The sequence below is a fragment of the Sphaerisporangium sp. NPDC049002 genome (genome assembly GCF_040649355.1).
Classification (GTDB): Bacteria; Actinomycetota; Actinomycetes; order Streptosporangiales; family Streptosporangiaceae; genus Sphaerisporangium.
The window spans coordinates 1-3606 of sequence record NZ_JBEZFH010000363.1; the positions used below are offsets into that span (position 1 = coordinate 1).

Here is a 3606-nt window from a genome sequence, read left to right on the forward strand (position 1 = left end):
CGGGTGGCGACCACGCTGGGGCCGGGAGCGGACCGCGGGTCCGCGGCACGGCCGGCGCCGACCGCCACCACGGCCGCCGCGCCGTCGCCGAAGAGCCCGCTGGCCACGAAGTTGACCGGCGAGGCCTCGGCGCGCTGCAACGTGAGCGAGCACAGCTCGACCGAGAGCAGCACGGCCACGTGGTCCGGCCATCCGCGCAGGTAGTCGTGGAGCCGGGCGATCCCCGCCGCACCCGCGACGCAGCCGAGCCCGAACACCGGTATCCGCTTGACGTCGGGGCGCAGCCCGAGCCTGCCGGCGAGCCTGGCGTCCACCGACGGCGCGGCGATTCCGGTCACCGACGTGAAAATGATCATGTCGACGTCGCCCGGCGCCAGCCCGGCCGCCTCCAGCGCGGCGCCCACCGCCTCGGCACCCAGGTCCACCGCCGCCTCGATGAAGATCTCGTTGGCCATCCCGAAGCCGTCGAGCTTGGCGTACTGCTCAAGCGGCAGAACCAGGTTGCGATGACCGACGCGGGCCGAGGTGTGCAGGCGGTCGAGCAGCCGCCGGTCGGCACCCGGGGGAAGACAGATGCGGGCGAAGGTGTCGGTTATCTCGGCCTGGGGGTAGCGGTTCGGAGGAAGAGCACCGCGGACAGCGGCAATTCGGGTCATATGGATTTCCCGGTTCGCTGACAGTGGGGACACCTCTGTCTTGCCCACCGTGCCGGTACGCATACCTGGAGGCCAGGTGGCGGCGCACTCGCGATCTTGACGCGTCTTTGTTTTCGCTGTTCGGAGGCCATGGCGCGGCGGCATTCAGTATTTCCGGAAATGTCACCAAAATGCTGATAAATCCGCGAGGGGCCGAGGGGTCTCCACGAGCGCCTCGGCGCCGGTCGCGCGGTCAGGGCCTCACGTCGCGGCGCCGGGGTCACACTCCGGCGAGGGTCGCCTCGCTGACCTCATGGCTGAGGCGCTCGAAGTGCCCCCTGGCCTCCTCCTCCCCGACCAGGTTGCTCTGGAGGAAGTGCGCGCACTCGGTCTGGCCCATGAGCACGGCCTTGTCGACGAGGCCCTTGTAACCGGCGGTCTTGTAGCTGGCCAGCTCCAGCTCCGACCCGACGGTGTACATGTCGATCACCTCGGGCGCGGGCCCCCGCTGGACGAACTGCTGGAACTCGGCCCGCATGGCGTCGACGACCAGGCAGTCCACGTCAAGCGGCGTGGTCCCGAGCGACTGGAAGCAGACGTCCAGGTTCCTGACCTTCTCCTGGCCTTTCGCCACCTGATGGCGCAGCTCCTCGGAAAGGCTGGTGCTGCGGACCTTTCCCGCCATCTCCTCCTTCATCTCCGTGATCTTGATCTCCCCGTCGTACGCGGCGGAGAGCTCGTACAGGAAGAGGTCGGCGGGGTTGTTGAAAGCCATGACTTCACCTCTTGCTCGCTGATGGCGGCATCTGCCCCCTGTTTTGCCCTACCCCCCGGCGCGACCCCGACTCACGCCAGGACGCCTATCTCTTCGCAGGCCAGAGCCCATTCAAGGGAAGGGCGGAACCCCGTCAACGTCTGGACGACCCGGGCATGCGGGATCCACGTCCCGGCCAACATCACGCTCCGGACGGGCGCGGGTGCTCCCGCGCCGCGACCTGCTCCTCCTGTCCCGGGAGCGGGATCCACTTGTGCGACCAGGCGATCAGGGCCTCAAGCGCCGGTTCGAGGTCGCGGCCCTTCTCGGTGAGGCCGTACTCGACCTGCACGGGGGAGGCCGGGATGACCCGGCGCTCGATGAGCCCCTCGCACTCCAGCGTGCGCAGCCGCTGGGCCAGCATGGTGTCGCTCAGGCCCGGCACGGCGGCCTTGATCTGCGCGTACCGGACCTGCCCCGTGAACATGGCGCGCAGGATGGCGCCGGACCAGCGGGAGCCGATCAGCTCGATCGCGGCGTGGAACCGCACGCAGACGGGGTTGACGTCGCTCATGGGTCCGCCCTCACCTCGTCGATGGGACCGCGCCCTCGCGCAGCGGGCGCAGGGTGTCGCTCACGCGGACGAGCTCGTCGAACATGGCCTTGGCCGACGCCGTCATGACGTCGTTCGGAACCACGTTCTCCTCGTCGTCGACGAACTGCCGGACGAAGGGGATGGAGACCGCCTCGGAGACCGGGATCATCTTGAGCGTGGTGACCACCTGCTTGATCATCTGAGCCGCGCGGGTGCCGGCCGCGACGCCGCCGTAGCTGACCAGCCCCACGGGCTTGTAGTACCACTCCTTGTGCAGGTAGTCGATGGCGTTCTTCAGCTCGGCGTTGTACCCGTAGTTGTACTCAGGCATGACGAAGACGAAGGCGTCCGCCTCGGTGACCTTGGCGCTCCAGTCGTGGGTGTGCTGGTGGGTGTACTGGCCCAGGCGGGGGTGGTTGGGCTCGTTCATGAAGGGCAGGCCGACCTCGGCCAGGTCGACCAGCTCCACGTCCGTGAAACCACCGTGCGCCCTCGCCTCCGCCTCGACCCACTGCCCGATCGGCAGCCCCACCCGGCCCGGCCGGGTGCTCGCCACGATGATCTCAAGCTTCGCCATGACACGTCTCCTCACGTCTCTCGCGGGAGCCTCCCGACGGACGCTCCTCACCACGCGCCACAGCGTACCTCAGAAAACTTAGTGACTAAGTAATCCTTAGTAATGGATCGTGACGCGGTCACCGCGCGGGCGCCGGGCCACGTGGGTCTCCCTCACAGGAGCGCGTGCTCAGACGTCCTCTGACGCGCTCGCGTCGTGGACCAGCAGAGCGATCTGGACGCGGTTGTTGAGATCCAGCCGGGTCAGGATCCGTGACACGTGCGCCTTCACCGTCGGCAGCGCCAGATGCAACTCCCGCGCGATCTCCGCGTTGGAGCTGCCGCGCCCCACAGCCCGGGCCACCTCCCGCTCCCGCTCGGCCAGTAGCGCCAGCCGGGCCCGGGCGGCGGCGGCCCGGTCGTCCTGCCCGGAGTCGCCCGCCACCTGCGCGATGAGCCGGCGGGTGACGGCGGGGGAGAGCACCGGGTCCCCGGCGGCCACGGTGCGGATGGCCGAGACGATGTCCTGCGGCGGGGTGTCCTTGAGGAGGAAACCGGCCGCGCCGGCGCGCAGCGCCCGCAGTACGTGCGCGTCGGTGTGGAAAGTCGTCAGGACCAGCACCTCAGGTGCTCCGGGCTGGGCCCGGAGCGCCCTGGTGGCGGCCAGCCCGTCGACGCCCGGCATCCGGATGTCCATCAGCACCAGATCGGGTGCGTACGCGGCCACCCGCTCGGGCACCTCGGCCCCGTCGGCGGCCTCCGCGACCACCTCGATGTCCGGGGCGCCGCCCAGCATCAGGCGCAGCCCGGCTCGCACGATCGCGTCGTCATCGACGAGCAGGACGCGGATCACTTGCGCCTTCCCTCCTCACACCTGGCTCGCGGCGGACCCGGCCTCCGCCGGTGGCCAGGGTAGCCAGGCGCAGACCCGGAACCCGTCGCCGGCCGGGCCGGCGCTCAACTCGCCGCCTGCCAGCCGCGCGCGTTCGGCCAGCCCGATCAGCCCCTGCCCGCCGCCTTCGCCGCCGTCCGCGGTCGCACCCGCGGCCGGTACGGGCGGCGGCGCG

4 protein-coding genes and 2 pseudogenes are annotated in these 3606 nt (G+C 70.2%); all 6 read right to left on the minus strand.

What is annotated here, in order from left to right; genetic code table 11:
* Nucleotides 1-656 (minus strand): annotated as a pseudogene (locus AB0B89_RS35355) (type III polyketide synthase); the annotation flags it as partial.
* A gap of 259 nt (nucleotides 657-915) precedes the next feature.
* Nucleotides 916-1410 (minus strand): DUF892 family protein, encoded by a 495-nt coding sequence (locus AB0B89_RS35360; protein ID WP_358561828.1) that lies wholly within the window; start codon nucleotides 1408-1410, stop codon nucleotides 916-918.
* A 181-nt stretch (nucleotides 1411-1591) separates the two neighbouring features.
* A complete protein-coding gene (locus AB0B89_RS35365; RefSeq protein WP_358561831.1) occupies nucleotides 1592-1963 on the minus strand; it encodes a helix-turn-helix domain-containing protein in 372 nt (123 codons plus the stop codon).
* Between the two features lie 10 nt (nucleotides 1964-1973).
* Nucleotides 1974-2561 carry an NAD(P)H-dependent oxidoreductase gene (locus tag AB0B89_RS35370; RefSeq protein WP_358561834.1) on the minus strand — a complete coding sequence of 196 codons (588 nt, stop codon included), beginning with the start codon at nucleotides 2559-2561 and terminating at the stop codon, nucleotides 1974-1976.
* Nucleotides 2562-2729: 168 nt separating this feature from the next.
* Nucleotides 2730-3392 carry a response regulator transcription factor gene (locus AB0B89_RS35375; RefSeq protein WP_358561837.1) on the minus strand — a complete coding sequence of 221 codons (663 nt, stop codon included), beginning with the start codon at nucleotides 3390-3392 and terminating at the stop codon, nucleotides 2730-2732.
* Nucleotides 3393-3407: 15 nt separating this feature from the next.
* Nucleotides 3408-3606 (minus strand): annotated as a pseudogene (locus AB0B89_RS35380) (hypothetical protein); the annotation flags it as partial.